Here is a 24,085-nt window from a genome sequence, read left to right on the forward strand (position 1 = left end):
AAGAAGTGACCCGGAGCCCGCAGGGCTTCGGAAGCTCTTGCTCCTGCTCCGCAGGTCCCTGCGGGCGCCCGACCCACTTTTCCCCTGGAGAAAAGTGGGCGAGAGAATGGCATGCCGGGCGACGCGACGCAGTGCGCTTGCGCTCTTGTGGGAGCAGCTTCAGCCGCGACCGGGGGAGGAACGACCTGCAGCCCCGGTCGGGCCCGAAGCCCCTCCCACAGCGCGCTCCCGCAATCGCGGGCCGACAGGTCCCGCCGGCGCCACCGATCGCGGCTCGGAACCACGCCAACGCGCGTGCTGGCACGAAACGACAACTACCGCCGGCACGCACCGACAAGCCTCGTGCGGCCGCGATCGCTGCACCGCAGCTCGCCCCGGATGCGCGCGCTCCCTACCATGGTGGGGTTTGCCGTCGGCCGAGGAGGCAGCTTGACTACCGTCGCGACGTTCGAGATCGAGTACCTGCAGTACATGGACGCCGACGGGCGCCTGGTGCGGGACGACCTGCCTGAGTTCGCCCGCGACCCCGCGCGGCTGGTCGAGCTGTACAAGCAGATGCTGCGGGTGCGCAGCTTCGACACCAAGGCGATCGCCCTGCAGCGCACCGGCAAGCTGGGCACCTACGCTTCCTGCCTCGGCCACGAGGCCACCCACATCGGCATCGGCGCGGCGATGCAGTACGACGACGTGCTCGCACCCAGCTACCGCGAGTACGGCGCCCAGTTCATGCGGGGGGTGCGCCCGCGCGACGTGCTGATGTACTGGGGCGGCGACGAGCGCGGCAACGACTTCGCCGGCCCGCCGCACGACTATCCCTGGTGCGTGCCGATCGGCACCCAGTGCCTGCACGCGGCCGGCGCGGCGCTGGCCTTCAAGCTGCGCGGCGAGCCACGCGTGGGCGTGGCCTGCGTCGGCGACGGCGGCAGCTCCAAGACCGACACCTACGCGGCCATCAACTCGGCCGGCGCCTACGGGCTGCCGTTCATCCAGTGCATCATCAACAACCAGTGGGCGATATCGGTGCCGCGCTCGGCGCAGACCGGCGCGAAGACGCTGGCGCAGAAGGGCCTCGCCGGCGGCCTGGAATCGCTGCAGGTCGACGGCAACGACATCATCGCGGTGCACGCGGCCATGGACCATGCGCTCAAGCGCGCGCGCAACGGCCACGGCGGCAGCGTCATCGAGTTCGTCACCTACCGGCTCTCCGACCACACCACCGCCGACGACGCGCGCCGCTACCGGCCGGACGACGAGGTCAAGGCGGCCTGGGAGCGCGAGCCGATGAAGCGCCTGCGCACCTGGCTGATCGCGCAGAAGGCGTGGAGCGAGGCCGAGGAGACCGAGTGGAAGGCCGAGTGCGGGCGCGAGATCGACGCCGAGGTCGACGCCTATCTCGGCAGCCGCGCGCAGCCGGTGGAGAGCATGTTCGACCACATCTACGGCGAGATGCCCGAGGATCTCGCCGCGCAGCGGGCCGAGGTCGTGGCCCGGGAGGCGCGGCGATGAGCGCGACGGCGGTCAACAACATCACCCTGATCGAGGCGATCACCCAGGCGCTGGCCTGGGAGCTGCGCAACGACGAGAGCGTGCTGGTGCTGGGCGAGGACGTCGGCGTCAACGGCGGGGTGTTCCGCGCCACCGCAGGGCTGCAGAAGACCTTCGGCGAGATGCGCGTGCTCGACACGCCGCTGGACGAGACCACCATCGCCGGGCTCACCGTCGGCCTCGCCAGCCAGGGCATGAAGCCGGTGGCGGAGGTGCAGTTCGATGGTTTCGTCTACCCGATGCTCGACCAGATCGTCTGCCACGCCGCGCGCTTCCGGAACCGCACGCGCGGGCGGCTGACCTGCCCGATGGTGCTGCGCGTGCCCTGGGGCGGCGGCATCCGCGCGCCCGAGCACCACTCCGAGGCGAACGAGGCGATGTTCACCAACATCCCCGGCCTGCGCGTGGTGCTGCCGTCCTCGCCGCAGCGCGCCTACGGCCTGCTGCTGGCGGCGATCCGGGACCCGGATCCGGTCATCTTCATGGAGCCCAAGCGCATCTACCGCCAGTACAAGGAGGCGGTGGCCGACGACGGCGAGGCGCTGCCGCTGGACGTGTGCTTCGTCCTGCGCGACGGCAGCGACGTGACCCTGGTGACCTGGGGCGCACAGGTGAAGGAGACACTCGAGGCCGCCGACGCGCTCGAGGCCGAGGGCATCAGCGCCGAGGTCATCGACGTCGCGACGCTGAAGCCGCTGGACTTCGACACCATCGCCGAGTCGGTGGCCAAGACCGGCCGCTGCGTGATCGTGCACGAGGCCGCGCGCACCGGCGGCTTCGGCGCGGAGATCGCCGCGCGCCTGGCCGAGCACTCGATGTACGACCTGCTCGCGCCGGTGGAGCGGGTGACCGGCTACGACGTGCCGATCCCGCTGTTCCGCCTCGAGATGAAGTACCTGCCGAGCGTGGAGCGCATCGTCGCCGCGGCCCGGCGCACCCTCGACGCGGGCTGACCGCGCGGCGGCCGTCCCGCGGCCGCCGCGCGACGCCAGCCCCCACCGCATCAGACGCGCGCTGCGCGGGAGAGTTTCGATGAGCGAGAAGAAAGCCTTCCACCTGCCCGACCTCGGCGAGGGCCTGCCCGACGCCGAGATCGTGGAGTGGCACGTCAAGGTGGGCGACAGCGTCGCCCTCGACGCTCCGCTGGTGTCGATGGAGACGGCCAAGGCCGTGGTCGACGTGCCCTCGCCCTTCACCGGCACGGTGGTGGCGCTGGCCGGCGGCCCGGGCGACGTGATCCAGACCGGCGCGGTGCTGGCGGAATTCGAACTCGACGCGTCGGCGCCGCAGCGCGCCGATGCCGAAGCCACCGGCCACGGCCACGGCCCTGCGCCAGGCAAGGGCACCGGCACGCCGTCCGCGACGACCGCCCCGGACGCGGACGCGGCCGATACGAGCGTGGTCGCCTCCGACGACGGCGGCGTGCTCGCCGAGTCCGATGCCGAACCCGCCGAGCGCGCGGATGCTGGCACCGTGGTCGGCGCGATGGAGGCCTCCGACCGCGTCCACGCCGAGCGCGCCGGCAGCGTGGGCGGCGTACGCGCGATGCCGGCGGTGCGCGCGCAGGCGCGCAAGCTCAAGGTCGACCTGGCGCGGGTCACGCCGAGCGGCGCCGACGGCACCATCACCCTGGCCGACGTGCGTCGTGCCGCCGAGGACGGCAGCGCGCGGCTCGAACCGCGCGGACGCGGCGCCCCGCGCACCGAGGCCCCGCGCGACCGGGCAGCGCCCGCGCCCGCGCCTGCGCGGACGGCGCCGGCCAGCCCGGATCCGGCTCCCGCGGCCCGCGCGGCGGAGGCCGGCGGCGCCGCGCCGCAGAAGGACGTCGACGCCCCGATCCGCGGCCTGCGCCGCAACATGGTGCGGACGATGAGCCAGGCGCACGCCGAGGTGGTGCCGACCACGCTCATGGACGACGCCGACATCCATGCCTGGGCGCCGGGCGAGGACATCATGGCGCGCCTGATCCGCGCGATCGCCGTGGCCGCGGAGGCCGAGCCGGCGCTCAACGCCTGGCTCAACGCCGGCGAGGGCACGCTGCGCCGGCATTCGCGGGTCGACGTCGGCATCGCCGTCGATACGCCCGAGGGGCTCCTGGTCAGCGCGCTGCGCAACTGCGAGCGGCTGCAGCCCGGCCAGGTCCGCGCCGGCATCACCCGCATCCGCGAGCAGGCCACGGCGCGCACCATCCCACCCGAGGAGATGCGCGACTACACGATCATGCTGTCGAATTTCGGCGTGTTCGCCGGCAAGTACGCGACGCCCGTGGTGGTGCCGCCCTGCGTGGCGATCATCGGCGCCGGCCGCCTGTTCCACGAGGTGGTGCCGGTGATGGGCGGGCTGGAGACGCACCGGATCATGCCGATCTCGCTGACCTTCGACCATCGCGCCGCCACCGGCGGCGAGGCCGCGCGCTTCCTGCGCGCCCTGCTCGACGACCTGCGCCGCGCGCGCTGACGCGTGCACCGGCCCGGAGCGACCGCCATGACCGAGCTGCCCACCGGATTCCGCGTCCTCGTCGCCGGCGGCAGCCGCGGCATCGGCCTGGCCATCGCCGATGCGTTCGCGCGGGCCGGCGCGGCGGTGGCGATCTGCGCCCGCGGTGCGACCGGCCTCGAGGCCGCGCGCGACGCGCTCGCCCGCCACGGCCACCCCGTGCACGCGTTCGCCTGCGATCTCGCCGTCGCCAGCGACATCGAGCGCATGGTCGCGCAGGCGGCCGCGGCGCTGGGCGGGCTCGACGTGGTGGTGAACAACGCCTCGGGCTTCGGCAGCGGCGCCGGCGAGGAGGGCTGGCGCGCCAGCGTCGAGGTCGACCTGATGGCCGCGGTGCGCTGCAACCGCCACGCGCTGCCGCACCTGGCGCGCAGCGCGCATCCGGCGATCCTCAACATCAGCTCGATCAACGGCATCCGCGCGACCCCACGGGCGATGGCCTACTCCGTCGCCAAGGCCGCGGTGAACCACTACACCGCCACGCTGGCCGCCGAACTCGCGCCGCAGCGGATCCGGGTCAACGCCATCGCGCCGGGCTCGATCGAGTTCCCCGGCGGGCTGTGGGCGCGACGCCGCGCGGAGGACCCGGCGCTCTACGCCCGCGTCCGCGACGGCATTCCCTTCGGCGGCTTCGGTGCCCCGCAGGACGTGGCCGCCGCGGCGCTGTTCCTGTGCGCGCCGGCGGCGCGATGGATCACCGGGCAGGTGCTCGCGGTCGACGGCGGCCAGAGCCTCTGACCCGCACCCGCATCCTGGACGTGCCGGACACGCGCGACTGGCGTAGGGTGCTGCGTCCCCGCCGCCCGGAGACGCCCGTGACCGAACGCTTCACCCGCCACGAGACCTACGAGGACTACGCGATCACCATCCGCGCGCACCGCGCCGAGGCCGACGCGGCGTGGGAGCTGCGCGTGGACATCGCCAATCCCGAGGGCGTGCGCTGCATGCCCGCGCAGCGCATCGCCAACGTCGAGGGCGCGTCCCGCGAGGACGTCGCCGAGGTCGGCCTGGAGCAGGCGCGCATCCTGGTCTACGAGTTCCAGAAGTACGGCCTCGAGCACCAGTCGCGGCCGCCGGCCGAGGACTGACGCACCACGCCGCCGGACGCAGCGTCCGCCGCACGGGCCTTGGTCCGCGGCGGCGGCGTCCGCAAGGTGGCCGGCGCCCATCCGCACCGGACCCGACCATGCCCGCGGCCCCGCGCCAGCCCACGCTCTACATCCCCCACGGCGGTGGGCCCTGCTTCTTCATGGACTGGAATCCGCCCGGCACCTGGGACCGGATGGCGGACTTCCTGCGCGGGCTGCTGGCCACGCTGCCGGCGCGACCGCGGGCGATCCTCGTAGTCTCCGGGCACTGGCTGGCGCCGCGCTTCACGGTGGGCACGGCGGCGGCGCCGACGCTGATCTACGACTACCACGGCTTCCCGCGGCACACCTACCGGCTGACCTTCCCCGCCCGCGGCGAGCCCACGCTGGGCGCCACCGTCGCGCGCCTGCTCGCCGGCGCCGGCCTGCCGGCGGCGCAGGACGCCGCGCGCGGCTGGGACCACGGCGTGTTCATCCCGCTCATGCTGGTCGCGCCCGACGCCGACATCCCGGTCCTGCAGCTCTCGCTGCGCGGCGACCTGGATGCGCAGGCGCATCTCGATGCCGGGCGGGCGCTCGCGCCGCTGCGCGACGACGGCGTGCTGATCGTCGGCAGCGGCATGAGCTTCCACAACATGCGCGGCTACGGCGATGCCCGCTTCGGGCCCGTGTCCGACCGCTTCGATGCCTGGCTGGGCGCGGCGGTCGAGGCCGCGCCCGGCGTGCGCGCCACGCGGCTGGCCGCCTGGAGCGAGGCGCCCGATGCACGGCTGGCGCATCCGCCGCGGGCCGAGGAGCACCTCCTGCCGCTGATGGTCGCCGCCGGCGCCGCGCCCGCCGGCGCGGGCCGGCGCATCTTCAGCGACCGCGTGATGGAGACGACCGTCTCCGCGTTCCGGTTCGACTGAGCCGGCAGCCCTTCAGTCCCCGGCGGCCGCGCGTGCGGCCGCGCTCCCGGCGCGCTCGGCCTCGAACTCGGAGCCCGCATCCCACTGCGGCCAGCCGGCATCGTTGGCGATGTCCTCCACCAGCCGGTAGACGGTGGTGAGGTCCGTGACCGGGCCGCGCATGTCCCAGTCCGCGTCGTAGGTATCGGCGGCCTGGTGGTAGGCGGTGGCGAAATAGGCCGCGCGGTCGGCCTCGCCCTCGGCGGTGCCGCCCTCGAGCTGGTCCATGCCGGGGCCGACGGTGATCGCGGGCACGCCGGCCTTGGCGAATGCGAAGTGGTCGGCGCGGTAGAAGAAGCCGGCTTCCGGCTTCGGGTCCGGCGACCAGCGCCGGCCGTCCACCGCGGCCGCGGCGGCGACGTCGCGCTCCAGCGAGACGTGGCCCATGCCCCAGGTCGAGATGTCGTGGGTCGGGCCGTCGGGGCTCCACATCTCCATGTTGATGTCGGCGGCGGTGGTCGCGAGCGGGCGCAGCGGGTTGGCGGCGTAGTACATGGCCCCGAGCAGGCCGCTCTCCTCCGCGGTGGTGGCCAGGAACAGCAGCGACCGGTCCGGGCGCTCGCCCGCGGCGAACACGCGCGCCAGCTCGATCAGCGAGGCGGTGCCGGTGGCGTTGTCCACCGCGCCGTGGTGCACCGGGTCGCCGTCGCCGCCGCCTTCGTCCTTGCCCAGCGCGTCCCAGTGCGCGGAGACCACCACCGTCTCCTCCGGCCGCGCGTCGCCGGGCAGCAGGCCCAGCACGTTGCGGCTGGTGATGCGCGAGCGCTCGACGCCGAAGTCGGCGGAGAAGGTCGCCTCGGCCAGCGGCACCGGCACGAAGCCCTTGCGCTGCGCCGCGCGCTTCTGCGCCTCGAGATCCAGACCGGCGCGGGCGAACAGCGACTCGGCGAGATCGCGCTGGATCCAGCCGCGCACCGGCACGTGCGCGGCTTCCGCGTCGTCGCGGACGATGTCGTACTGCGGGCCGAGCCGGCCGGCGCGCACCGTCGCCCAGGGATAGGCCGCCGGCGCGGTCTCGTGCACGATCAGCACGCCCGCCGCGCCGCGTCGCGCGGCCTCCTCGTACTTGTAGCTCCAGCGCCCGTAGTAGGTGATCGCGCGGCCGCCGAACAGGCCCGGTTCGGGCGTCTCGAAATCGGGATCGTTGACCAGCACCACGGCGACCTTGCCGTGCAGGTCCTGCCCGGCGTAGTCGTCCCAGCCGAGTTCCGGGGCATGCACGCCGTAGCCGACGAACACCAGCGGCACATCCTCCAGGTGCACGCGCGCGCCCGGGCGCAGGGTCTCCACCGCGATCTCCTCGCCCTGGGTCAGGGCCTGGCGCTCGCCTTCGACCGCGATCGACAGCGCAGGCGTGCCCTCGATCTCGCTGCGCACGAGTTCCACGGTCTGGGTCCAGCCGCCGTCCTCGCCCGCCGGCTCGAGCCCGGCCTCGCGGAAGCGCCGGACCAGGTAGTCGACGGTCCGGTCCTCGCCCGCGGTGCCCGGCGCACGGCCCTCGAACGCATCGGAGGCCAGCGTCCCGATGTCGCGGGCGAGACTGTCGCCGGAGATGCCGCCGCCCGGCAGAGGCGGCGCGGCGAGGGCGAGCGCGGGCAGGGCGAGGACCACGGCGAGGGACAGCGGGACGAGGCGCATCGGCGGCTCCGGTCGGCAAGGCAGGACCGCCAAGCCTACGCGATGCCCGCGCCGCCCCCGGGCACGCCGCATGTCGGTGCGTTCGCCGCGGCGCCGACGATCCGCGCAACCATCGCTACACCCGCCACCCAGGAGTCCGCGCATGGCCCACCACAGCCGCCTGTCCACCCTCGTGCTCGACTGCCCGGTCGGGGATCTCGACGCCTCGCTGCGCTTCTGGAGCGCCGCCCTCGGCAAGCCGGTGGCCACGCCGGATGCGGACGGCGACGGCCGCTACGCGGAGCTGGAGACCGCCGCCGACGAGCCGATCCTGCTGCTGCAGAAGGTCGACCATCCGGCGCGTGTGCACCTCGACATCGAGAGCGACGACATCGACGCCGAGGCCGACCGGCTGGAGGCCCTGGGTGCGCGCCGCATCGGCTTCGTCAAGCGCTGGTGGGTGATGGAGGCACCGAGCGGGCATCGCTTCTGCATCGTCCGCCAGCAGCGCACGCCGTTCGGCCCGCACCTCAACCGCTGGGACTGAAACCGTCAGGCGCGCTTTGCGCGGTCCAGCCACACGCCCAGGCCCTGGGCGTTGAGCTCGATGTCGCCGGCGATCTGCGCGTCGATGGCGTCGGCGTCGAGCGTGCTGCCGTGGGCACCCAGGCGGTCCAGGTAGAGCGCCGCCAGGGCCGCCTTCAGCCGCGCGTGGCGCTCCCCGACCGAACCCGTTTCCGCATCGATCCGGCGCGCGAGCGCCGCCATCGCCTCCACCTGCCCGACCAGCTCGCCGGCGAGGCGGCGCACGTCGCCGACGCGGCCGTAGTGGGTGACGTAGACCGACCCGGGATCGAGCGCGAGGATGCGGCGGATGGAGGCGACCAGGGCCTCCGGCTCGAACTGCACCGGCGAGGAGGTCGGCATCACCCAGGGCGTGCCATCGGCGAGGTCGAACTCCCGGTAGGACAGGCCGAAGGTGTCGCCGCTGAACACGCTGCGGCTGGCCGCGTCCCACACGCACAGGTGGTGGCGCGCATGGCCGGGCGTGTCCAGGCATTCCAGGCGCCGACCGGCCAGCTCGACGACGTGGCCGTCGGGCGCCTCGACCACGCGCCCGGCCTCCACCGGCAGGATCTCGCCGTAGCTGCGCGCCATCTCCGCCTCGCCATAGACGGCGGTGGCGCCGGCGATCAGGCGCGCCGGGTCGACCATGTGCGGCGCACCGCGCGGGTGCACCACCAGCCGCGCGTTCGGCAGCACGCGCATCAGCGCGCCGGCACCGCCGGCGTGATCGAGGTGGACGTGGGTCAGGATCACCCAGTCGACGTCCTCCACGCCGAGCCCGGCGTCCTCCAGCGCCGCCAGGTGCTGCGGCAGCGAATGCGCGGTGCCGGTGTCGACGAAGGCCGCGCGTCCGCGCTCGGCGATCAGGTAGGCGGCACAGAAGCGCGGCTGCTGGTACAGCGTGTCGATGAGGTGGATGCCGTGCGGGCTGGACATGGATCCTCCGGAACCGGTGTGCTCAGGTGGCGAGCGCCGAACGCAGCGCCGCCGCCGCGGCGTCGAGCTCCGCGCGCGCAGCGGGGCCGGCCGCGTGCGGCATCACGATGCCATCGCCCGCATGGCGCGGACTGACGTGCAGATGGACGTGGAATACGGTCTGCCCGGCCGCCGCGCCGTCGCACATCAGCAGGTTCGCGCCCTCGCAGCGCAGGGTGCTGGCGCGCTGCGCGGCGACGATGCGCTGGGCGACCTGGAACAGGTGTCCAGCGCTCGCCGACGGCAGCTCGGCGAGGTCGGTCGCGTGGGCGTTCGGCACCACCAGCGTATGCCCGATGGCCAGGGGTTCGATGGTCATGAAGGCGGTGCACAGCGCATCGCGATGGACGATGCTGGCCGCGGCGCGACCGGCCACGATCGCGCAGAAGACGCAGGCCGGCGCCTCAGCCACGCACCACCCTCGCGCGCAGCGGCCAGGCGATCAGCAGCACGACCAGGAATGCGGCGTAGGAGGTGAGGCTGGCCAGCACCTGCCGCCAGATCGCGCCGACCTCGGGCGCGGCCGCGCCCAGCGCGTAGCCCCATTGCGTCGCCAGCACGCTGGCCACCACCGCCACCAGCAGTGCGCCGAGATCGAAGCCGAGCCGCGCGCCGCTGCGGCGCGCCGGCCGCGGGTACATCCAGAACAGCGCGCCCAGGATCAGGAACCAGGGGACGAACAGGATGAACGCGAGATTGAGCTCGACCGCGGCGTTCATGCCGCGCCCTTGGCCTGCGCGCGTGCGGCCTCGTCGGCGGCGAGTTCGGCGAGCGCGGCGGCGACCGCATCGGCATCGATGCCGTCGGCCTCGGCGAGCTGGGCGCGGTCGACGCCGGCCAGGCCCTCGCGGCGCAGCCGCGCCAGCGCCTGGCCGCACTCGCGCGGCGAGGCGAAGGCGACGCTGGTGACCAGCGTGGCGCCGTCGCCGCCGACGAGCTTGAAGCGGAAGCCGTCGTCCTCCCGGTACTGCTTGACGCCGGGCAGCGCACGCCGTGCACCCGCGCTGCCGCCCGACGTGGCCGCCGAGAGCAGCGATCCGAGGCCGACGGTGCGCCGCAGCCGTTCCAGCAGCGGCGTCGCCAGCGCGCGCGCGCGCGCGGCGCCGGCGTGCAGGATCGCCTCGATGTCGTCGGGCCGCGCCATCAGCTCGCGGTAGCGCTCGCGCATCGGCGCGACCTCGCTCTCGATGCGCTCGGCCAGCGCCTGCTTGGCCTCGCCCCAGGAGATGCCGTCCGCGTAGGCGCGCCGCATCGCCGCGGTCTCGTCGGCATCGGCGAAGGCCTGGTAGATCTGGAACACGTTGGACGACGTGTCCTTGGGCGCATCGGCCGCCGAGGAATCGGTGACGATCGAGGCGATCAGCCTGCGGATCGTGGCCGGCTCCGCGAACAGCGGGATGGTGTTGTCGTAGCTCTTGGACATCTTGCGGCCGTCGAGGCCGGGCAGCGTCGCCACGTTCTCCTCGATCACCACCTCGGGCAGCACGAAGGGCTCGCCCCCGCCGCCGGCCGCCCGCCACGCCGCGCCGTAGAGATGGTTGAAGCGCTGGCCGAGGTCGCGCGCCATCTCGATGTGCTGGATCTGGTCGCGCCCGACCGGAACCTTGTGCGCGTTGAAGGCGAGGATGTCGGCGGCCATCAGCACCGGGTACATGTACAGGCCCGCGGTGACGCCGGCATCGGCATCCTCGCCGGCCTCGGCGTTGCGGTCCACCGCGGCCTTGTAGGCGTGCGCGCGGTTGAGCAGGCCCTTGGCGGCGACGCAGGTCAGGTACCAGGTCAGCTCCGGGATCTCGGGGATGTCGGACTGCCGGTAGAAGGTGACCCGCTCCGGATCCAGGCCGCAGGCCAGCCAGGTCGCCGCGATCTCCAGACGCGAACGCGCCACGCGCGCGGGATCGTCGACCTTGATCAGCGCGTGGTAGTCGGCGAGGAAGAAGAAGCTGTCGACGTCCTCGGCGCGGCTGGCGCGGATCGCGGGGCGGATCGCGCCGACGTAGTTGCCCAGGTGCGGCGTGCCGGACGTGGTGATGCCGGTGAGGACGCGGGTCGTGCGCATGTGCGGGAACGTCAGGAACGGCTCGGATCGCGCAGTGTAAGCGACGTCCGCGCCGCGCCGGGCCCCGCGAACGACGACGGGCCGCATGTGCGGCCCGTCGGGTGCTGCGTGGAACGACTGGATCAGTCGTTGTGGCGCTGCGCCGAATCCTCGATCGCCTCGCCGGCGCCCTGCACGTCGCGGCCGGCGCCTTCGACGGTGTTGCAGGCCGACAGGAACGACGCCGCGAAGCCGGCGAGCAGGAGCATCAGGATGGTCTTCTTCATGGGTGAGCCTCTGTGGGTGGTGGCCGCGCGGGCGCGACGCCTCAGTTCGCCGCGTCCTCGATCTCCTCGCCTGCGCCCTGGATGTCGCGGCCGGCGCCTTCGACGGTGTTGCAGGCAGGGAGGAAGGACACGACGAAACCGGCAAGCAGCAGCATCAGGACGGACTTCTTGAAGGTCATGGTCGACTCGCCTCGGTGTGGGGTGGAAGACGGCGCCGGGCGGATGCCGCGGCGCACGAATTCAGCTTGTTGACCCACCGGTGAAGCAGGCGTCAAGCGCAGGCGAGCCGGGCGAGCGTCCTCAGTCGCGCATCAGCGTCGACTTGCCGAACAGGCTCTCGACCAGGTCCACCGCCAGCCGGCCGCTGCGGTTGTGGTCGTCGTAGGCGGGGTTGAGTTCGACGATGTCCAGCGACGCCAGGCGGCCGCTGTCGGCGATCATCTCCATCACCAGCTGCGCCTCGCGGTAGGTCGGGCCTCCGGGCACGGTGGTACCGACGCCGGGCGCGATGCCGGGGTCGAGGAAGTCGATGTCGAAGCTCACGTGCAGGTGGGTGTCGTCGCCCATGTCCGCGAGCGCCTGCTCCATCGTGCGGCGCATGCCGTGCTCGTCGATGTGGCGCATGTCGTAGATATCGATGCCGTGCTGCTTGACCAGCCGCTTCTCGCCGGCGTCGACCGAGCGGATGCCCACCTGCTTGACTTCGTGCGGCTCGATCGCCGGCGCCGGCCCGCTCAGGGTCGTCAGCACCTCGGGGCCGACGCCGCACAGGCAGGCCACCGGCATCCCGTGGACGTTGCCGGTGGGGGTGATCTGACTGGTGTTGAAGTCGGCGTGCGCGTCCAGCCACAGCACGCGCAGGCGCTTGCCGGCCTTGCGGCAGTGCCGCGCCACCGCGCCCACCGAGCCCATCGCCAGGCAGTGGTCGCCGCCCAGCATCACCGGGAAGTGGCCGCGCTCGAGCTCCGCCGAGACGGCCTCGAACACCGCCCGGTTCCACGCCACCACCGCATCGAGATGGCGATAGCCCTCGACCGGCGGCAGCCACGGGTTGTGCGGCCCGCCGAGGTTGCCGCGGTCGTGCACCTCGAGACCGCGCTCGCGCAGGGCCTCGAGCAGGCCGGCCACGCGCAGGGCCTCGGGCCCCATCGATGCGCCGCGATGGCCGGCGCCGATGTCGGTGGGCACGCCGATCACGGACAGGGGCGGGTGGGTTCGAGTCATCGTGCTGGTTCTCCTTCGGAAGGGGCGCCCGGCGCGGGACCGCGCACCACGGGCAGGTCGGCGGCCTCCCAGGCCGGGAAGTCGCCGTCGAGATGGTCGACGCGGAAGCCGCGGGCCAGCAGGGCCTCGGCGAGCACCTGCGCGCGTCGCCCGCTGCGGCAGTACACGACGACGTCGCGGCCGCGATCGAGCGCGAGGCCCGACAGGTCGGCGTCGTGCGGGATCGACACCGCGCCGGGGACGTGGCCGGCGGCGTACTCCTCCGGCGAGCGCGCGTCCACCACCTGCGGGGCATCGGCCGAGGCCTGCGCGGCGGCGAGCGCACGCGGCGCGAGCGCCTCGCCTGCGGTGGCGGGAGCCGCGGCGATGGCGAGACACGCCGCGAAGAGGAGGCGGAACATGGCGGATTCCTCCGGTCGCAGATGGCCGCCGCGCGGGGCTGCCGCGGCGTGCGCGGGACGGCGTCGCACGATGCGTGCCGGCGGCGCGATGGCGCGGCAGTCTAGCCGCGCGGCCATGGCGACTCATGTGCGCCCGCACATGGACATGGTGCCGGCACTCAGACTCGAACTGAGGACCTACCGCTTACAAGGCGGTTGCTCTACCAACTGAGCTATGCCGGCCGGGCCGCAGATTCTAGCGCGACCGGTGCCTCGCGGCCCGGTGCGGATCAGAAGCAGTCGATCGCGCGCGCCTGCAGGCTGGAGTAGCCGCCCAGGCCCGCGCGCCAGTCGAAGTCCGCGGCGGCGGCGATGTCCACCCACCACTGCGAACCGGGCTCGGTGCGGGGTTCGAGGACCGGCGCATAGCCGAGCGCGCGCACCGCGTCGCGGCGCGCCTCGGCGTTGGACAGGTCGCGGAACAGGCCCAGCGCCACCGTGTTCTGCTGCGCACCGGCGGTGACCACGTAGTAGTCCTGGATGCCGCGCGCGGCGAGCTCGCGCGCGGTGGCCAGCGCCGCCTCGCGGGTCGGCGACGCCGGCAGGTAGACGCGATAGCCGCGCAGCGTCTCGCCGGCGACCTCGCGCGTGCGGCTGCGCGCGACGGCCGTCCCCAGCGCATCGACGATCCTGCGCGCGTCCGCCGGGGTCTGCAGCGGGCCCAGGCTGAGGCAGAGCGGGGCGGCGGTCAGGGGTTCCGGCGCGGCCGCGGTCTCGGCTTCCGGCACCGCGAGGTCGCGCGGCTCCGCCTCGCTGAGCAGGACCAGCGCCGGCACGTCGGCGGGTGGCGGCGGCGGAGCCGCCGGCGGCGGCGCGCGGTGGCCGATCCACCAGGCGGCGGCGCCGAGGTTCATCGCCACCAGCAGGACCACGAGCGAACGCGCAAGCATCGGGACGGTCTCTCCGTGGCGGCTCAGGCGACGTGGGCGGCGTAGCGCGCCAGCCCCTCGAGCACGAGGTCCGGCGCGGCGACATGCGGGCTGTCGAGGCCGGGCGCCAGCGCCTGCGCGCCGCCGCCGGACAGCAGCAGGCACGGGGGGCGGCCGAACAGTGCGGTGGCGCGCGCCCGGCTGCGCTCGACCAGCGCCGCCGCGGCGCCCAGGCAGCCGCTGGTGAGCGCATCGACGGTGTCGTCGGCGAAATCGACCCAGCGGCCGGGCGCGAGGTGCAGCTGCGGCGCGCGTTCGCCGAGCGCCGCGTGCATCAGCCCCGGCGAAGGCGCGATCAGCCCACCGCGGTGCACCCCGTCCTCGCCGAGCGCGTCGATCGTCAGCGCGGTGCCGACGCTCGCGACCAGCCACGGCCCGGCGCCGCGCGCATGGGCGCCGAGCAGGGCCAGGAAGCGGTCGACGCCGAGCCGCGACGGCATCGCGTAGGCCACCCGCACGCCGGCCAGCTCCGCCCGCGTGCGGACCCGCTCGCCGGGCACGCCGTGGCGCGCGACCAGCGCGCTCACCCGCGCGGTCAGGTCGTCGCCGGCGACCGAGGCCAGCAGCGCGACATCGGCCCGCGGCAGCGCGCCCAGCGCGGCATCGAAGGCCGGCTCGAAGTCCGCGTCCATGTGCGCGAGCGCGCCACGATCGACGAGGCCGCCGCCGCTCCCATCGAGACGCGCCCACTTCAGGCGCGTGTTGCCGAGATCGATCAGCCAGGTCATGGCGATGGTGGGCGCGGCCTCGTCCGCAGGCGGGGCGGCAAGGATAGTCGGCGCGCGTGCGACGCCCCAGCGACGCGCGTCACGTCACGCCCGCCAGCCGCACGCTGACCTCGCCGGAGTGCCAGGCACGGATGCCGGTGGCGTGCCGCACGCGCAGGGCGCCGTCCTCGCCGATGCCGCAGGCCACGCCCTCGTCCGTCCGCGCGCCGCCGAGCATCGTCACCGCTTGCCCCGCGAGCACGTCGAGCCCGGCGTACGCCTCCAGGAACGGTGCCAGCCCCTCCTGCGCGAACCGATCCAGCGCCGGCACCAGGCATGCCAGCACCGCGCCGGCGACGGCCGAGCGCGACGGCGGCGCGCCGGCGGCGAGCGTGGCCAGGTCGGTCCAGGGCTGGTCGAGCGTGGCCGCGACCGAGGTCGGCATGCGCCCGTTGATGCCGATGCCGATCACCGCGCGCACCGGCCCGCCGGCCTCGCCGCCGAACTCGACCAGGATCCCGCCGAGCTTGTGCAGCACGCCGTCGCGCACCACCACCACGTCGTTCGGCCACTTCAGCCCCACCTGGCCGAACCCAAACCCGCGCAGCGCATGCGCGCAGGCGATGCCGACGACGATGCTCAGGCCGCCCAGGCGCACCGGCGGCAGTTCGAAGCGGCGCAGCAGCGAGAGGTAGACATGCGCCGCCAGCGGCGAGGCCCAGGCGCGGCCGCGGCGGCCGCGACCGCCGCTCTGGCGCTCGGCGAGCAGCACGCTGCCGTCGCCGGCCTGCGCGTCGCGCAGCAGGGCGCTGCTGGTCGAGTCGATGCTCCAGGCCACCCGGAGCGCGTCGAGGCGGCCGTGCAGCGCCGCGCCGGCCGCGGCCCGGATCGCGTCCGGATCCAGCAGGCCGAGCGCGGCCAATCCCGCCGGCACGCTGTACCCGGTGCCGGCCCGCGCCTCCACGTCGACGCCCTGCGCACGCAGCGCCTCGACCCGCTTCCAGACCGCAGCGCGCGTCACTCCGGCCGCCGCGGCCAGCTCGGCGCCGGAGACGGGGCCGGCGAGCAGGCGCGCGAGCAAGGCCCGTTCGAGCGGATCGGCAACCGTCGTGGCGCAGGCGGGCTGGGAGTCGGCGCGGGATCGCATCGCGGCTCGGGAAACGTCGAAGGCCCGAAGTGTGACCCAAAGCGGCCCGGCCGTCGCCGCTGCCCTGCAGCGCGCCCGGAACCTGCTAGCATCGGCCGCTGCCCTGCCTTCACAGGGCCGACACGTGCCCGCCCTTCCTGCGAGGATTCCGTGAACAAGCTCCTCCTGCTGCTCGCCATCATCGCCATCCCGGAGGCGCTTGCGGCCGATGCGGGCGCGACGCACGGCGAGCGCCGCTGCCCCGACGGTGCCGGCAGCGGCCAGACGGTCACGGAGCCGGCACGCGAACCCGCGCATCCGGCCGCCACGCCGGCGGCGCGACCAGCCGCCGTACCGGGCGGCGACGCGGTCGTGCCGCGCTCCTCGCCGCTGCGCTGGCACAGCGTCCTGCCGGGCATGTTCCGCTGAGACATCCGCGCGGGCCGTGCCGCCCGCGCGGGCGGTCGGTTCGCCCCGTGCTCTCGTCCCTGTTCTCCGGCCTCGCACGCCGGGTCGGCATCGCCGCACCGACCCCGCAGCTCGGCGATGCCGAATGGCGCCACGTCTGCGCCGACGTCGCCCTCGTCGGACGGCTCGATGCAGAGCGCCAGGCGCGGCTACGCGCGCTCGCCGCCCGCTTCCTCGCCACCAAGACCGTGACCGCGGCCGGCGCGCTGACGCTCGACGCCCGCCAGCGCCACGTCCTGGCCGCGCTGTGCTGCCTGCCGGTGCTGGAGTTCGGTTTCGACGGCCTGCGCGGCTGGTCGCAGCTCATCGTCTATCCCGACGCGTTCCGGGTGAACCGCAGCCACCACGACGACGCCACCGGCGTGCTCACCGAATGGGAGGACGAACTCGCCGGCGAGGCCTGGAGCGACGGTCCGCTGATCCTGTCCTGGCGCGACGTCGAGGGCGATCTCGACGACCCCGAGGGCGGCTGCTGCGTGGCGGTGCACGAGGTCGCGCACAAGCTCGACCTGCTCGATGGCGTGCTGGACGGCACCCCGCTGCTGCCGCGCGACTGGCAGCGCGCCTGGGCGCGCGATTTCCAGCAGGCCTACGACGCCTTCTGCGCCGACGTCGACGCCGGCGATGACCGCGGCATCGATGCCTACGCCGCCGAGGGCCCGGACGAGTTCTTCGCCGTCACCAGCGAGTACCACTTCTCCGCGCCGGCGCTGCTGCGGGGCGCGATGCCGGCCGTCGCCGACCACCTGCACCGCTTCTACGGCCGCTCGCCCTTCGCCTGAGGTCCGCCGCTCACAGTCCCGGCGGGATCGTGACCAGGAAGCGTGCGCCGCCGAGTTCGGTGGATTCGTAGACCATCAGGTTGCCGCGGTAGGCGCGCACCAGGTCCTGCACGATCGCCAGCCCGATGCCGTGGCCCTGCACGCGCTCGTCGCCGCGCACCCCGCGCTGCAGCAGGCGGTCGACCTGCTCCGGCGGGATGCCGGGACCGTCGTCCTCGATCGAGAACTGCACGCCGTCGCGGCGGTCGCCGCCGTCGACCCGCGCCACCACCAGCAGGACGCGCTTGCGCGCCCACTTGAACGCGTTCTCGAGCAGGTTGCCGAGCAGTTCCTGCAGATCTCCGGGCTCGCCATGGAAACGCGCGCCCTCGTCGATCTCGAATTCGCAGAGCACGCCCTTGGCCGCGTATACCTTCTCCAGGCTGCGCACGATCTCCTCGGCGATGGGCGTGATCTCCAGCGGCGCGGCGAACAGCTGGTGGCCGGTCGTGGCCGCGCGCGACAGCTGGTAGGAAACCAGGTCGCTCATGCGCTGGATCTGGTTGGCGACCTCCTCGCGGAACGCGCGGTCGTCGGTCTCGCTTTCCAGTCGCGAGCGCAGCACCGCCAGCGGCGTCTTCAGGCTGTGGGCGAGGTCGGCGAGGGTGTTGCGGTAGCGGTCGAGGTGCTCGCGCTCGCTGACGATGAAGGCGTTGATGCTCTCGGTCAGCGGCTCGAGTTCGCGCGGATGCTCGCCGGACATGCCCTGCGCGCCGCCGCGCTGCACATGGGCCAGCTCGCCGACGACGCGGCGCAGCGGACGCAGGCTCCAGCGCTGCACGCCGGTCTGCAGCATCAGCAGCAGGATGCCGGCGCCGCCGAGGTAGACCCAGAGCGCGCGGCGGAAGATGTTGATCTGGCGGTCGATCGCCGCGGCGTCCTCGATCACCAGCAGGGTGTAGTCGATGGCGTTGTCGCCGTCCTCCCAGCCCACGCCCCGCGCATAGACGTAGAACTGACCCGCGGCGAGGTTGGAGTTCGCGGCGGCGTCGGCCGAGGGCAGCGGGCCCTCGAAGGTCTCGGTGTTGAGCGGCAGCACGAACAGCTCGGGCAGCATCTGGCCCGATGTCATCGCCGACGGCGAGCGCCACTGCACCGCACCGGTGATCACCGCGTACAGGCCGCTGCGCGGACGGTCGAAGCGCGGATCGGGCGGATACTCCGGCGGCACCAGCGCGTTGCTGCGGCGCTGGAATTCCATGCTGCCCAGGTAGGCGTAGGCGTAGCTCTTGAGCCGTTCGCGCAGGCCGTTCTCGGCGACCTCGACGAAGGCGCGATCCAGCGCGAAGCCGGTGACGCCGAGAAAGGCGACGAAGCCGAGGCTCGCCGCCAGCAGCTGGCGCGCCTGCAGCGACAGGGTACGGAAGAACCTCACGCGGACGACCTGGTAAGGGGCCGCCGCGCCGGGGCGCGGCGGTGGGCGCGCGGGCGCCGGATCACTCGTTGCGGGGAATCGCGAAGCGGTAGCCCCGGCCGCGCACCGTCTCGATCGGCTTGAGCTCGCCCTCGGGATCGAGCTTCTTGCGCAGGCGGCCGATGAAGACCTCGAGCACGTTGGAATCGCGGTCGAAGTCCTGCTGGTAGATGTGCTCGGTGAGGTCGGCCTTCGAGACCAGCTCGCCGGCATGCAGCATCAGGTATTCGAGCACCTTGTACTCGTAGCTGGTCAGGTCGACCGTGCTGCCCTCCACCGCCACCGTCTGCGCGGCGAGGTCGAGATGGATCGGGCCGCACTCCAGCGAGGGCTTGCTCCAGCCCGCGGCGCGGCGCATCAGGGCGTTGATCCGCGCGAGCAGTTCCTCGACGTGGAACGGCTTGACCAGATAGTCGTCGGCCCCGTACTTCAGGCCCTCGACCTTGTCCTGCCAGCTCGAACGCGCGGTCAGAATCAGGATCGGGAACTTCATGCCCTCGCCGCGCAGCGCACGGACCAGATCCATGCCCGACATCTTGGGCAGGCCGAGGTCGATGATCGCGACGTCGAACGGCACCTCGCGCCCGAGATAGAGACCTTCCTCACCATCGCTGGCCGCGTCGACCGCGTAACCCTCGCGCTTCAGGCGCGCTGCAAGGGTCTCGCGCAGTGGCGCTTCGTCCTCGACCAGCATGATGCGCATCAGTGTCCTCCCGTCCGGATGTAAGAAGGCGGCCGGTGATGGCCGCCCGCATGTTCAAGCTTCAGCGTCCGTCGTCGCGACTACGTGAATCGCGACGTCGCCGCTCGCGCTCCGCCGAGGCCTGTCGAGGGTCGTCGGTGACCACCCGCACGCGGCCTTCCGGCGTCAGCACTTTCACCCGGTTGACCTCGCGCCCGTTCCACGGCGTGGGCCGGGCCTGCAGCACCTCGCCGCCAGTCTCGCGCTCGACCCGCCGGATCGACTCGCGCAGCGACGACGGGCTGGCCGCGCCCATGGCCGCGCCGACCGGCCGCACCTGCTGGGCCTGTGCGGCCGTGGCGCCGAAGCCGGCGGCGATCAGCGATGCGGCGATGAGCGAATGCGTTCGAACCAGGCGCATGCGGGTCATGGTACGAGGAGGTAGGGGTTTGGTGAAGATGCTCTTCACCGGCCGCAAGTCTGCTGCCGGGGCGGTGAACCCGTTCTGAAATGACAGGCCTCGGCGACCGCCGCCGGCGCGGCGCGTTGAGCTGGCGCTCAGGCCCCGGCCGCCGCGTGCCGGCGGGTGGCCTCGACGGCCATGGCCACGAGCGCGGCGGCGTCGGCGCTGCGGTGCGCGTTCTCGCTCAGCACGCGGCGGAAGGCGCGCCCGCCGGTCTCGCCGTGGAACAGGCCGAGGAGCGGTTTGACCAGCGCGGCGACGGGGTCCCCATGCGCAGCGCGGGCGCGCAGGTACGGCTCCAGCCGGCGCAGGACCGCCTCGCGTGTCGGCGGCTCGGTGCCGAAGAGCGCCTGCTGGATCCCCGCAAGCCGGTAGGGCTCGTGCCAGGCGACGCGTCCCAGCATCACCCCGTCGACGTGCCCGAGGTGCGCGCGCACGTCCTCCACGCGCGCGATGCCGCCGTTGAGCACCACGGTGAGCGCCGGGCGCTCGCGCTTGAGCCGGTAGGCCCAGTCGTAGCGCAGCGGCGGGATCTCGCGGTTCTCCTTCGGGCTCAGACCCTTCAGCCAGGCGTTGCGCGCATGCACGACGAACACCGTGCAGCCGCCCGCGGCGACGGTGTCCACGAAAGCGCGGAAGACCTCGTAGTCGTCCTGCTCGTCGACGCCGAGGCGGCATTTCACCGTCACCGGCACGTCGGCGGGCACGGCGGCGCGCATCGCCGCCACGCAGTCGGCGACCAGCGCCGGCTCGCGCATCAGGCAGGCGCCGAAGCGACCGGCCTGGACGCGGTCCGAGGGGCAGCCGACGTTGAGGTTGATCTCGTCGTAGCCGAGGTCGGCACCGACCCGCGCGGCGGCGGCGAGGTCCGCGGGCGCGCTGCCGCCGAGCTGCAGGGCGAGCGGATGCTCGGCCGGATCGTGGCCGAGCAGGCGCGCACGGTCGCCACGCAGCACCGCCTGCGCATGCACCATCTCGGTGTACAGCCGCGCGGCGGGGGCGAGTTCGCGATGGAAGCGGCGGCAGTGGCGGTCGGTGACGTCGATCATCGGCGCCACGCACAGCATCCATCCCGGGGAGGCGGACGACGAAGCGGCGGCGGGAACGGATGCGGTCATGGAGCGGCAGCGGCGCGATGCGGGCGGCCGCGCATTATCGCGCCACCGCCGCGCCCCGCACGCCGGAGGCTCTGCGCCGGTTCATCCCGCGTCCTCGGCGGCGACGAAGCCGCCGGTCTGCCGCGCCCACAGCCGCGCGTACAGGCCGCCATGGGCGAGCAGCTCCGCGTGCGTGCCGGTCTCGACGATGCGGCCGTGTTCCATCACCACCAGCCGGTCCATGCGCGCGATGGTCGACAGCCGGTGGGCGATGGCGATCACCGTCTTGCCCTGCATCAGCCGGTCGAGACCGTCCTGGATCGCGGCCTCGACCTCGGAATCGAGCGCCGAGGTCGCCTCGTCGAGCACCAGGATCGGCGCGTTCTTGAGCAGCACCCGGGCGATCGCGATGCGCTGGCGCTGGCCGCCCGACAGCTTCACGCCGCGCTCGCCGACCTGGGCGTCGAGCCCGGTGCGTCCCTCGCTGTCGACGAGCGCCGGCACGAACGCGTCGGCGCGCGCATCCACGAGCGCGCGCTCGAGCGCGGCCATGTCCGCACCCGGGCGGCCGTAGAGCAGGTTCTCGCGGATCGAGCGGTGCAGCAGCGAGGTGTCCTGGGTGACCACACCGATCTGCGCGCGCAGGCTGTCCTGGGTGACGCCGGCGATGTCCTGGCCGTCGATCAGGATGCGCCCGCCCTCGAGGTCGTACAGGCGCAGCAGCAGGTTCATGAGCGTGGTCTTGCCGGCGCCCGACGGACCGACCAGGCCGATCTTCTCGCCAGGGCGCACGTGCAGGTCCAGGCCCTCGATCACGCCACCGGTGCGGCCATAGTGGAAGGTCGCCTGCTCGAAGCGCACCTCGCCGCGGGCGACGACCAGCGCCCTCGCCTCCGGCCGGTCGACCACGGTCCGCGCCGGCGCGATCGTCTCCAGGCTGTCCTGCACGGTGCCGACGTTCTCGAAGATCCCGTTGACGACCCACATGATCCAGCCGGACATGTTGATGATCCGGATCACCAGGCCGGTGGTCAGCGCGATCGCGCCCACCGAGACCGAGCCGATGCTCCACAGCCACAGCGCGAACCCGGTGGTCGCGGTCACCAGCAGGCCGTTGAGGGTGGAGACGGTGACGTCCATGCCGCTGATCGCGCGGGTCATGCGCCGGTGCCGCGCGGCGGTCTCGGCCACCGCCTCGCGCGCATAGGCCGCTTCCTGCTCGCTGTGCGCGAACAGCTTGAGCGTCATGATGTTGGTATAGCCGTCGACGATGCGCCCCATCAGCCGCGAGCGCGCGACCGAACCGTCGGCGGCACGCGTCTTGATGCGCGGCACGAAGATCCACAGCGTCGCGAGGTAGGCGACGATCCAGATCGCGATCGGGACGGTGAGGCGCCAGTCGGCGTCGGCGAACAGCCAGATCGCGCTGCCGGTGTAGACGGTGACGTACCAGATCGCCTCGACCACCTGCGAGGCGGATTCGCGCAGCGCGGCGCCGCTCTGCATGATCCGGTTGGCGATGCGCCCGGCGAAGTCGCCCTGGAAGAAGCCGAGGCTCTGGCCCAGCACGTGACGGTGGCTCTGCCAGCGCACGCGGTTGGCCAGTCCCGGCGACACCGCCTGGTTCAGCAGCAGGTCGTGCAGGGCGTTCAGCAGCGGTCGCGCGACGAGGACCAGCAGCGCCATCCAGGTCAGGGTGCGACCGTGCTCGGCGAAGAACGACGCCGCCGGCGTGGTCGCCGCCATGTCCACGATGCGGCCGATGAAGGCGAACATCGCCACCTCGATGAGCGCCACGAAGAAGCCGACCACCAGCAGCGCGGCGAATACCGGCCAGACCTGGCGCAGGTGCCAGGCGTAGAAGCGCAGCAGGCCCGCAGGCGGCGGGCCGTCGGGCGCATTGCGGAACGGATCGATCAGCGATTCGAACAGGCGGAACAGCACGAGGCCTCCAGGCATTCGGCGCCGCCACGCGCGGCGACCGCAGGGCGCGGCAGCCTAGCAGCCGCCGGCGACGCGGGACGCTTGCGAACGCGAAAGGGCCCCGCGGGGCCCTTCCGGCGACGTGCTCCGGCGTGGAGGCGATGCGGTCAGCGGTCGTGGTGACCGCGACCGCGGCCATGTCCGCGGTCGTATCCGTGGTCGCGATCGTGGTCGTGGTGCCGCCCGGGCCCGTGGTGGCCGCGCCGGTCGTCGCGCCAGTGTCCGTCGTGGTCGCGCCAGTGGCGCGGCGGCGGTGCGTAGCGGACGCGCGGTGCATACACCCGCGGCGGCGGCGCGTGGTAGTAGTACCGCGGCGGCGGCGGTGCGTAGTAACGCGGCGGCGGCGCGTACACGGGGCCGTAGTGGTAGTAGCGGGGCCCGTATCCGGTATGCACGACGTAGAGCGGTGCGTGCGAATGGCGGTGGTAGGGACGCCCCGCCGAGAACAGGACGTCGCCGAGATCGACGTAGACCCGCACCCGGGCCTGCGCCTCGACCGGCACGAGGGTGGCGGCGCCCGCGAGCGCCGCGAGGAGGGGAAGGACTGCGATGCGCATCGGCGTGCATCCGGTTGGCCTTGCGGCAGCCTCGGGCGGCCGCCGTGAATCCGGCTTTAACCTTTCGACATCGCGTTCACGGCGTTCAGCCGCGGGCGCGTCAGCGCGCGCGTTCGATGGTGAACTTGCCGAAGCCGACGCCCAGGTCCCAGCCGCGACCCACTCCGGACAGCGCCAGCGACACCTCGCCCTTGGTCACCACCATCGCCTTGCTCGACTTGGTGGCGCCGGCATGCGCCTCGGCGCTGGCGTAGCTGCCGAGCGTCTGCTCGATGTCGATCACGCCGGAGAACTCGCCGATGCCGTCGTCGATGGTGGATTTGCCGAACGTCAGCCCGCCGCCCTTGGCGCTGATGGTCACCGGCATCGACTGCCCGTTGTCGCAGCGGATCATGCCGCTGCCGGAGGCGGTCTTGTAGAACACCGACCAGCCGGAGAGGCTGAAGCGCATCTCGCAGTCGACCTCCTGCGCGGCGCGGACGGTGGACGGCGCGAGGGCGATGCCGGCGAGCAGCAGGGCGGAAACGGAAAGCGCAGGACGCATGGCGGGATTCCTCGAGGGTGGGAACGGCCGGAAGCCTGCCGTGCGCCGCGTCCGGCATGCGTGCACGCGC

The 24,085-nt window shown here is 73.3% G+C and carries 28 protein-coding genes and 1 tRNA gene; 9 read left to right on the plus strand and 20 right to left on the minus strand.

Annotated elements, in window-relative coordinates; all coding sequences use genetic code 11:
* Positions 1–396 precede the first annotated feature (396 nt).
* From pdhA to KB893_RS13720, 6 genes are all read left to right on the plus strand, one after another.
* Entirely contained in the window at positions 397–1,506 is a 1,110-nt protein-coding gene (gene pdhA, locus KB893_RS13695) for a pyruvate dehydrogenase (acetyl-transferring) E1 component subunit alpha (protein WP_377730429.1), read from the plus strand.
* The gene (locus KB893_RS13700; RefSeq protein WP_211928076.1) at positions 1,503–2,498 is read left to right on the plus strand and encodes an alpha-ketoacid dehydrogenase subunit beta; all 996 of its coding nucleotides are present in this window, start codon (positions 1,503–1,505) and stop codon (positions 2,496–2,498) included. Before pdhA ends, KB893_RS13700 begins: the two co-directional genes overlap by 4 nt.
* A gap of 79 nt (positions 2,499–2,577) precedes the next feature.
* Entirely contained in the window at positions 2,578–4,002 is a 1,425-nt protein-coding gene (locus KB893_RS13705; RefSeq protein ID WP_213173796.1) for a dihydrolipoamide acetyltransferase family protein, read from the plus strand.
* A gap of 27 nt (positions 4,003–4,029) precedes the next feature.
* Positions 4,030–4,779, plus strand: a complete 750-nt coding sequence (locus KB893_RS13710; protein ID WP_211926714.1) for an SDR family NAD(P)-dependent oxidoreductase — start codon at positions 4,030–4,032, stop codon at positions 4,777–4,779.
* A gap of 77 nt (positions 4,780–4,856) precedes the next feature.
* Positions 4,857–5,129 carry a hypothetical protein gene (locus tag KB893_RS13715; RefSeq protein ID WP_211926713.1) on the plus strand — a complete coding sequence of 91 codons (273 nt, stop codon included), beginning with the start codon at positions 4,857–4,859 and terminating at the stop codon, positions 5,127–5,129.
* A 98-nt stretch (positions 5,130–5,227) separates the two neighbouring features.
* Positions 5,228–6,037 carry a DODA-type extradiol aromatic ring-opening family dioxygenase gene (locus tag KB893_RS13720; RefSeq protein WP_211926712.1) on the plus strand — a complete coding sequence of 270 codons (810 nt, stop codon included), beginning with the start codon at positions 5,228–5,230 and terminating at the stop codon, positions 6,035–6,037.
* Positions 6,038–6,049: 12 nt separating this feature from the next.
* On the opposite strand, the gene KB893_RS13725 is transcribed toward KB893_RS13720, so the two are convergent.
* On the minus strand, positions 6,050–7,714 hold the full coding sequence (locus tag KB893_RS13725; RefSeq protein WP_211926711.1) for a M28 family metallopeptidase: 1,665 nt from the start codon (positions 7,712–7,714) through the stop codon (positions 6,050–6,052).
* A gap of 142 nt (positions 7,715–7,856) precedes the next feature.
* Between KB893_RS13725 and KB893_RS13730 the strand changes: the two genes are divergently transcribed.
* A complete protein-coding gene (locus KB893_RS13730) occupies positions 7,857–8,240 on the plus strand; it encodes a VOC family protein (RefSeq protein WP_211926710.1) in 384 nt (127 codons plus the stop codon).
* A 5-nt stretch (positions 8,241–8,245) separates the two neighbouring features.
* Here KB893_RS13730 and KB893_RS13735 read toward each other — a convergent pair whose 3' ends face one another.
* The 12 genes from KB893_RS13735 to KB893_RS13790 all read right to left on the minus strand — a co-directional run bounded on the left by KB893_RS13735 (position 8,246) and on the right by KB893_RS13790 (position 16,007).
* Positions 8,246–9,196 (minus strand): MBL fold metallo-hydrolase, encoded by a 951-nt coding sequence (locus tag KB893_RS13735; RefSeq protein WP_211926709.1) that lies wholly within the window; start codon positions 9,194–9,196, stop codon positions 8,246–8,248.
* Positions 9,197–9,218: 22 nt separating this feature from the next.
* A complete protein-coding gene (locus KB893_RS13740) occupies positions 9,219–9,647 on the minus strand; it encodes an HIT family protein (protein WP_211926708.1) in 429 nt (142 codons plus the stop codon).
* The gene (locus tag KB893_RS13745; RefSeq protein WP_211926707.1) at positions 9,640–9,954 is read right to left on the minus strand and encodes a hypothetical protein; all 315 of its coding nucleotides are present in this window, start codon (positions 9,952–9,954) and stop codon (positions 9,640–9,642) included. The genes KB893_RS13740 and KB893_RS13745 overlap by 8 nt, the downstream gene beginning before the upstream one ends.
* The gene (locus KB893_RS13750; RefSeq protein WP_211926706.1) at positions 9,951–11,294 is read right to left on the minus strand and encodes a tryptophan--tRNA ligase; all 1,344 of its coding nucleotides are present in this window, start codon (positions 11,292–11,294) and stop codon (positions 9,951–9,953) included. The genes KB893_RS13745 and KB893_RS13750 overlap by 4 nt, the downstream gene beginning before the upstream one ends.
* A 122-nt stretch (positions 11,295–11,416) precedes the next feature.
* The gene (locus tag KB893_RS13755; protein WP_211926705.1) at positions 11,417–11,560 is read right to left on the minus strand and encodes an entericidin A/B family lipoprotein; all 144 of its coding nucleotides are present in this window, start codon (positions 11,558–11,560) and stop codon (positions 11,417–11,419) included.
* Positions 11,561–11,601: 41 nt separating this feature from the next.
* Positions 11,602–11,715 (minus strand): entericidin A/B family lipoprotein, encoded by a 114-nt coding sequence (locus KB893_RS13760; RefSeq protein ID WP_377730426.1) that lies wholly within the window; start codon positions 11,713–11,715, stop codon positions 11,602–11,604.
* Positions 11,716–11,860: 145 nt separating this feature from the next.
* Positions 11,861–12,784 (minus strand): arginase, encoded by a 924-nt coding sequence (rocF, locus tag KB893_RS13765; protein ID WP_211926703.1) that lies wholly within the window; start codon positions 12,782–12,784, stop codon positions 11,861–11,863.
* Positions 12,781–13,185: a rhodanese-like domain-containing protein gene (locus KB893_RS13770; RefSeq protein WP_211926702.1), complete on the minus strand. Its 405-nt coding sequence runs from the start codon at positions 13,183–13,185 to the stop codon at positions 12,781–12,783. Before KB893_RS13770 ends, rocF begins: the two co-directional genes overlap by 4 nt.
* Positions 13,186–13,331: 146 nt before the next feature.
* Positions 13,332–13,407 (minus strand) — tRNA-Thr (locus tag KB893_RS13775).
* Between the two features lie 47 nt (positions 13,408–13,454).
* Entirely contained in the window at positions 13,455–14,114 is a 660-nt protein-coding gene (locus KB893_RS13780; RefSeq protein WP_211926701.1) for an SPOR domain-containing protein, read from the minus strand.
* A 23-nt stretch (positions 14,115–14,137) separates the two neighbouring features.
* Entirely contained in the window at positions 14,138–14,881 is a 744-nt protein-coding gene (locus KB893_RS13785; protein ID WP_211926700.1) for a type III pantothenate kinase, read from the minus strand.
* Positions 14,882–14,960: 79 nt separating this feature from the next.
* Complete coding sequence (locus KB893_RS13790; protein ID WP_211926699.1) at positions 14,961–16,007, minus strand: biotin--[acetyl-CoA-carboxylase] ligase; 1,047 nt, start codon at positions 16,005–16,007, stop codon at positions 14,961–14,963.
* A 150-nt stretch (positions 16,008–16,157) separates the two neighbouring features.
* On the opposite strand from KB893_RS13790, the gene KB893_RS13795 reads away from it, so the two are divergent.
* Positions 16,158–16,415 (plus strand): hypothetical protein, encoded by a 258-nt coding sequence (locus tag KB893_RS13795; RefSeq protein ID WP_211926698.1) that lies wholly within the window; start codon positions 16,158–16,160, stop codon positions 16,413–16,415.
* An 89-nt stretch (positions 16,416–16,504) separates the two neighbouring features.
* Positions 16,505–17,236 carry a M90 family metallopeptidase gene (locus KB893_RS13800; protein WP_211926717.1) on the plus strand — a complete coding sequence of 244 codons (732 nt, stop codon included), beginning with the start codon at positions 16,505–16,507 and terminating at the stop codon, positions 17,234–17,236.
* A 10-nt stretch (positions 17,237–17,246) separates the two neighbouring features.
* On the opposite strand, the gene KB893_RS13805 is transcribed toward KB893_RS13800, so the two are convergent.
* The 7 genes from KB893_RS13805 to KB893_RS13835 form a co-directional block, all read right to left on the minus strand.
* Positions 17,247–18,626 (minus strand): ATP-binding protein, encoded by a 1,380-nt coding sequence (locus tag KB893_RS13805; RefSeq protein ID WP_211926716.1) that lies wholly within the window; start codon positions 18,624–18,626, stop codon positions 17,247–17,249.
* An 85-nt stretch (positions 18,627–18,711) separates the two neighbouring features.
* A complete protein-coding gene (locus KB893_RS13810) occupies positions 18,712–19,392 on the minus strand; it encodes a response regulator transcription factor (RefSeq protein ID WP_213173797.1) in 681 nt (226 codons plus the stop codon).
* Positions 19,393–19,453: 61 nt separating this feature from the next.
* The gene (locus KB893_RS13815; RefSeq protein WP_213173798.1) at positions 19,454–19,792 is read right to left on the minus strand and encodes a hypothetical protein; all 339 of its coding nucleotides are present in this window, start codon (positions 19,790–19,792) and stop codon (positions 19,454–19,456) included.
* 137 nt (positions 19,793–19,929) lie between these two features.
* A complete protein-coding gene (dusA, locus tag KB893_RS13820) occupies positions 19,930–20,952 on the minus strand; it encodes a tRNA dihydrouridine(20/20a) synthase DusA (RefSeq protein WP_211925261.1) in 1,023 nt (340 codons plus the stop codon).
* 81 nt (positions 20,953–21,033) lie between these two features.
* Positions 21,034–22,890 carry an ABC transporter ATP-binding protein gene (locus KB893_RS13825; protein WP_211925262.1) on the minus strand — a complete coding sequence of 619 codons (1,857 nt, stop codon included), beginning with the start codon at positions 22,888–22,890 and terminating at the stop codon, positions 21,034–21,036.
* Between the two features lie 131 nt (positions 22,891–23,021).
* The gene (locus KB893_RS13830) at positions 23,022–23,471 is read right to left on the minus strand and encodes a hypothetical protein (RefSeq protein ID WP_211925263.1); all 450 of its coding nucleotides are present in this window, start codon (positions 23,469–23,471) and stop codon (positions 23,022–23,024) included.
* A 100-nt stretch (positions 23,472–23,571) separates the two neighbouring features.
* Positions 23,572–24,015, minus strand: a complete 444-nt coding sequence (locus KB893_RS13835) for a hypothetical protein (protein ID WP_211925264.1) — start codon at positions 24,013–24,015, stop codon at positions 23,572–23,574.
* Positions 24,016–24,085 lie beyond the last annotated feature (70 nt).

Source organism: Coralloluteibacterium stylophorae (assembly GCF_018122625.2).
GTDB lineage: Bacteria > Pseudomonadota > Gammaproteobacteria > Xanthomonadales > Xanthomonadaceae > Coralloluteibacterium > Coralloluteibacterium stylophorae.

Bases quoted from the DNA above. Each gene is read 5' to 3' on its own strand.
- KB893_RS13760 (WP_377730426.1), bottom strand. From the start codon at position 11,715: ATGCTGCTGCTTGCCGGTTTCGTCGTGTCCTTCCTCCCTGCCTGCAAC.
- KB893_RS13785 (WP_211926700.1), bottom strand. From the start codon at position 14,881: ATGACCTGGCTGATCGATCTCGGCAACACGCGCCTGAAGTGGGCGCGT.
- KB893_RS13730 (WP_211926710.1), top strand. From the start codon at position 7,857: ATGGCCCACCACAGCCGCCTGTCCACCCTCGTGCTCGACTGCCCGGTC.
- rocF (WP_211926703.1), bottom strand. From the start codon at position 12,784: ATGACTCGAACCCACCCGCCCCTGTCCGTGATCGGCGTGCCCACCGAC.
- KB893_RS13830 (WP_211925263.1), bottom strand. From the start codon at position 23,471: ATGCGCATCGCAGTCCTTCCCCTCCTCGCGGCGCTCGCGGGCGCCGCC.
- KB893_RS13780 (WP_211926701.1), bottom strand. From the start codon at position 14,114: ATGCTTGCGCGTTCGCTCGTGGTCCTGCTGGTGGCGATGAACCTCGGC.
- KB893_RS13755 (WP_211926705.1), bottom strand. From the start codon at position 11,560: ATGAAGAAGACCATCCTGATGCTCCTGCTCGCCGGCTTCGCGGCGTCG.
- KB893_RS13815 (WP_213173798.1), bottom strand. From the start codon at position 19,792: ATGCGCCTGGTTCGAACGCATTCGCTCATCGCCGCATCGCTGATCGCC.
- KB893_RS13810 (WP_213173797.1), bottom strand. From the start codon at position 19,392: ATGCGCATCATGCTGGTCGAGGACGAAGCGCCACTGCGCGAGACCCTT.
- KB893_RS13700 (WP_211928076.1), top strand. From the start codon at position 1,503: ATGAGCGCGACGGCGGTCAACAACATCACCCTGATCGAGGCGATCACC.
- KB893_RS13705 (WP_213173796.1), top strand. From the start codon at position 2,578: ATGAGCGAGAAGAAAGCCTTCCACCTGCCCGACCTCGGCGAGGGCCTG.
- KB893_RS13835 (WP_211925264.1), bottom strand. From the start codon at position 24,015: ATGCGTCCTGCGCTTTCCGTTTCCGCCCTGCTGCTCGCCGGCATCGCC.
- KB893_RS13710 (WP_211926714.1), top strand. From the start codon at position 4,030: ATGACCGAGCTGCCCACCGGATTCCGCGTCCTCGTCGCCGGCGGCAGC.
- pdhA (WP_377730429.1), top strand. From the start codon at position 397: ATGGTGGGGTTTGCCGTCGGCCGAGGAGGCAGCTTGACTACCGTCGCG.
- KB893_RS13825 (WP_211925262.1), bottom strand. From the start codon at position 22,890: ATGCCTGGAGGCCTCGTGCTGTTCCGCCTGTTCGAATCGCTGATCGAT.
- dusA (WP_211925261.1), bottom strand. From the start codon at position 20,952: ATGACCGCATCCGTTCCCGCCGCCGCTTCGTCGTCCGCCTCCCCGGGA.
- KB893_RS13790 (WP_211926699.1), bottom strand. From the start codon at position 16,007: ATGCGATCCCGCGCCGACTCCCAGCCCGCCTGCGCCACGACGGTTGCC.
- KB893_RS13735 (WP_211926709.1), bottom strand. From the start codon at position 9,196: ATGTCCAGCCCGCACGGCATCCACCTCATCGACACGCTGTACCAGCAG.
- KB893_RS13725 (WP_211926711.1), bottom strand. From the start codon at position 7,714: ATGCGCCTCGTCCCGCTGTCCCTCGCCGTGGTCCTCGCCCTGCCCGCG.
- KB893_RS13720 (WP_211926712.1), top strand. From the start codon at position 5,228: ATGCCCGCGGCCCCGCGCCAGCCCACGCTCTACATCCCCCACGGCGGT.
- KB893_RS13750 (WP_211926706.1), bottom strand. From the start codon at position 11,294: ATGCGCACGACCCGCGTCCTCACCGGCATCACCACGTCCGGCACGCCG.
- KB893_RS13770 (WP_211926702.1), bottom strand. From the start codon at position 13,185: ATGTTCCGCCTCCTCTTCGCGGCGTGTCTCGCCATCGCCGCGGCTCCC.
- KB893_RS13745 (WP_211926707.1), bottom strand. From the start codon at position 9,954: ATGAACGCCGCGGTCGAGCTCAATCTCGCGTTCATCCTGTTCGTCCCC.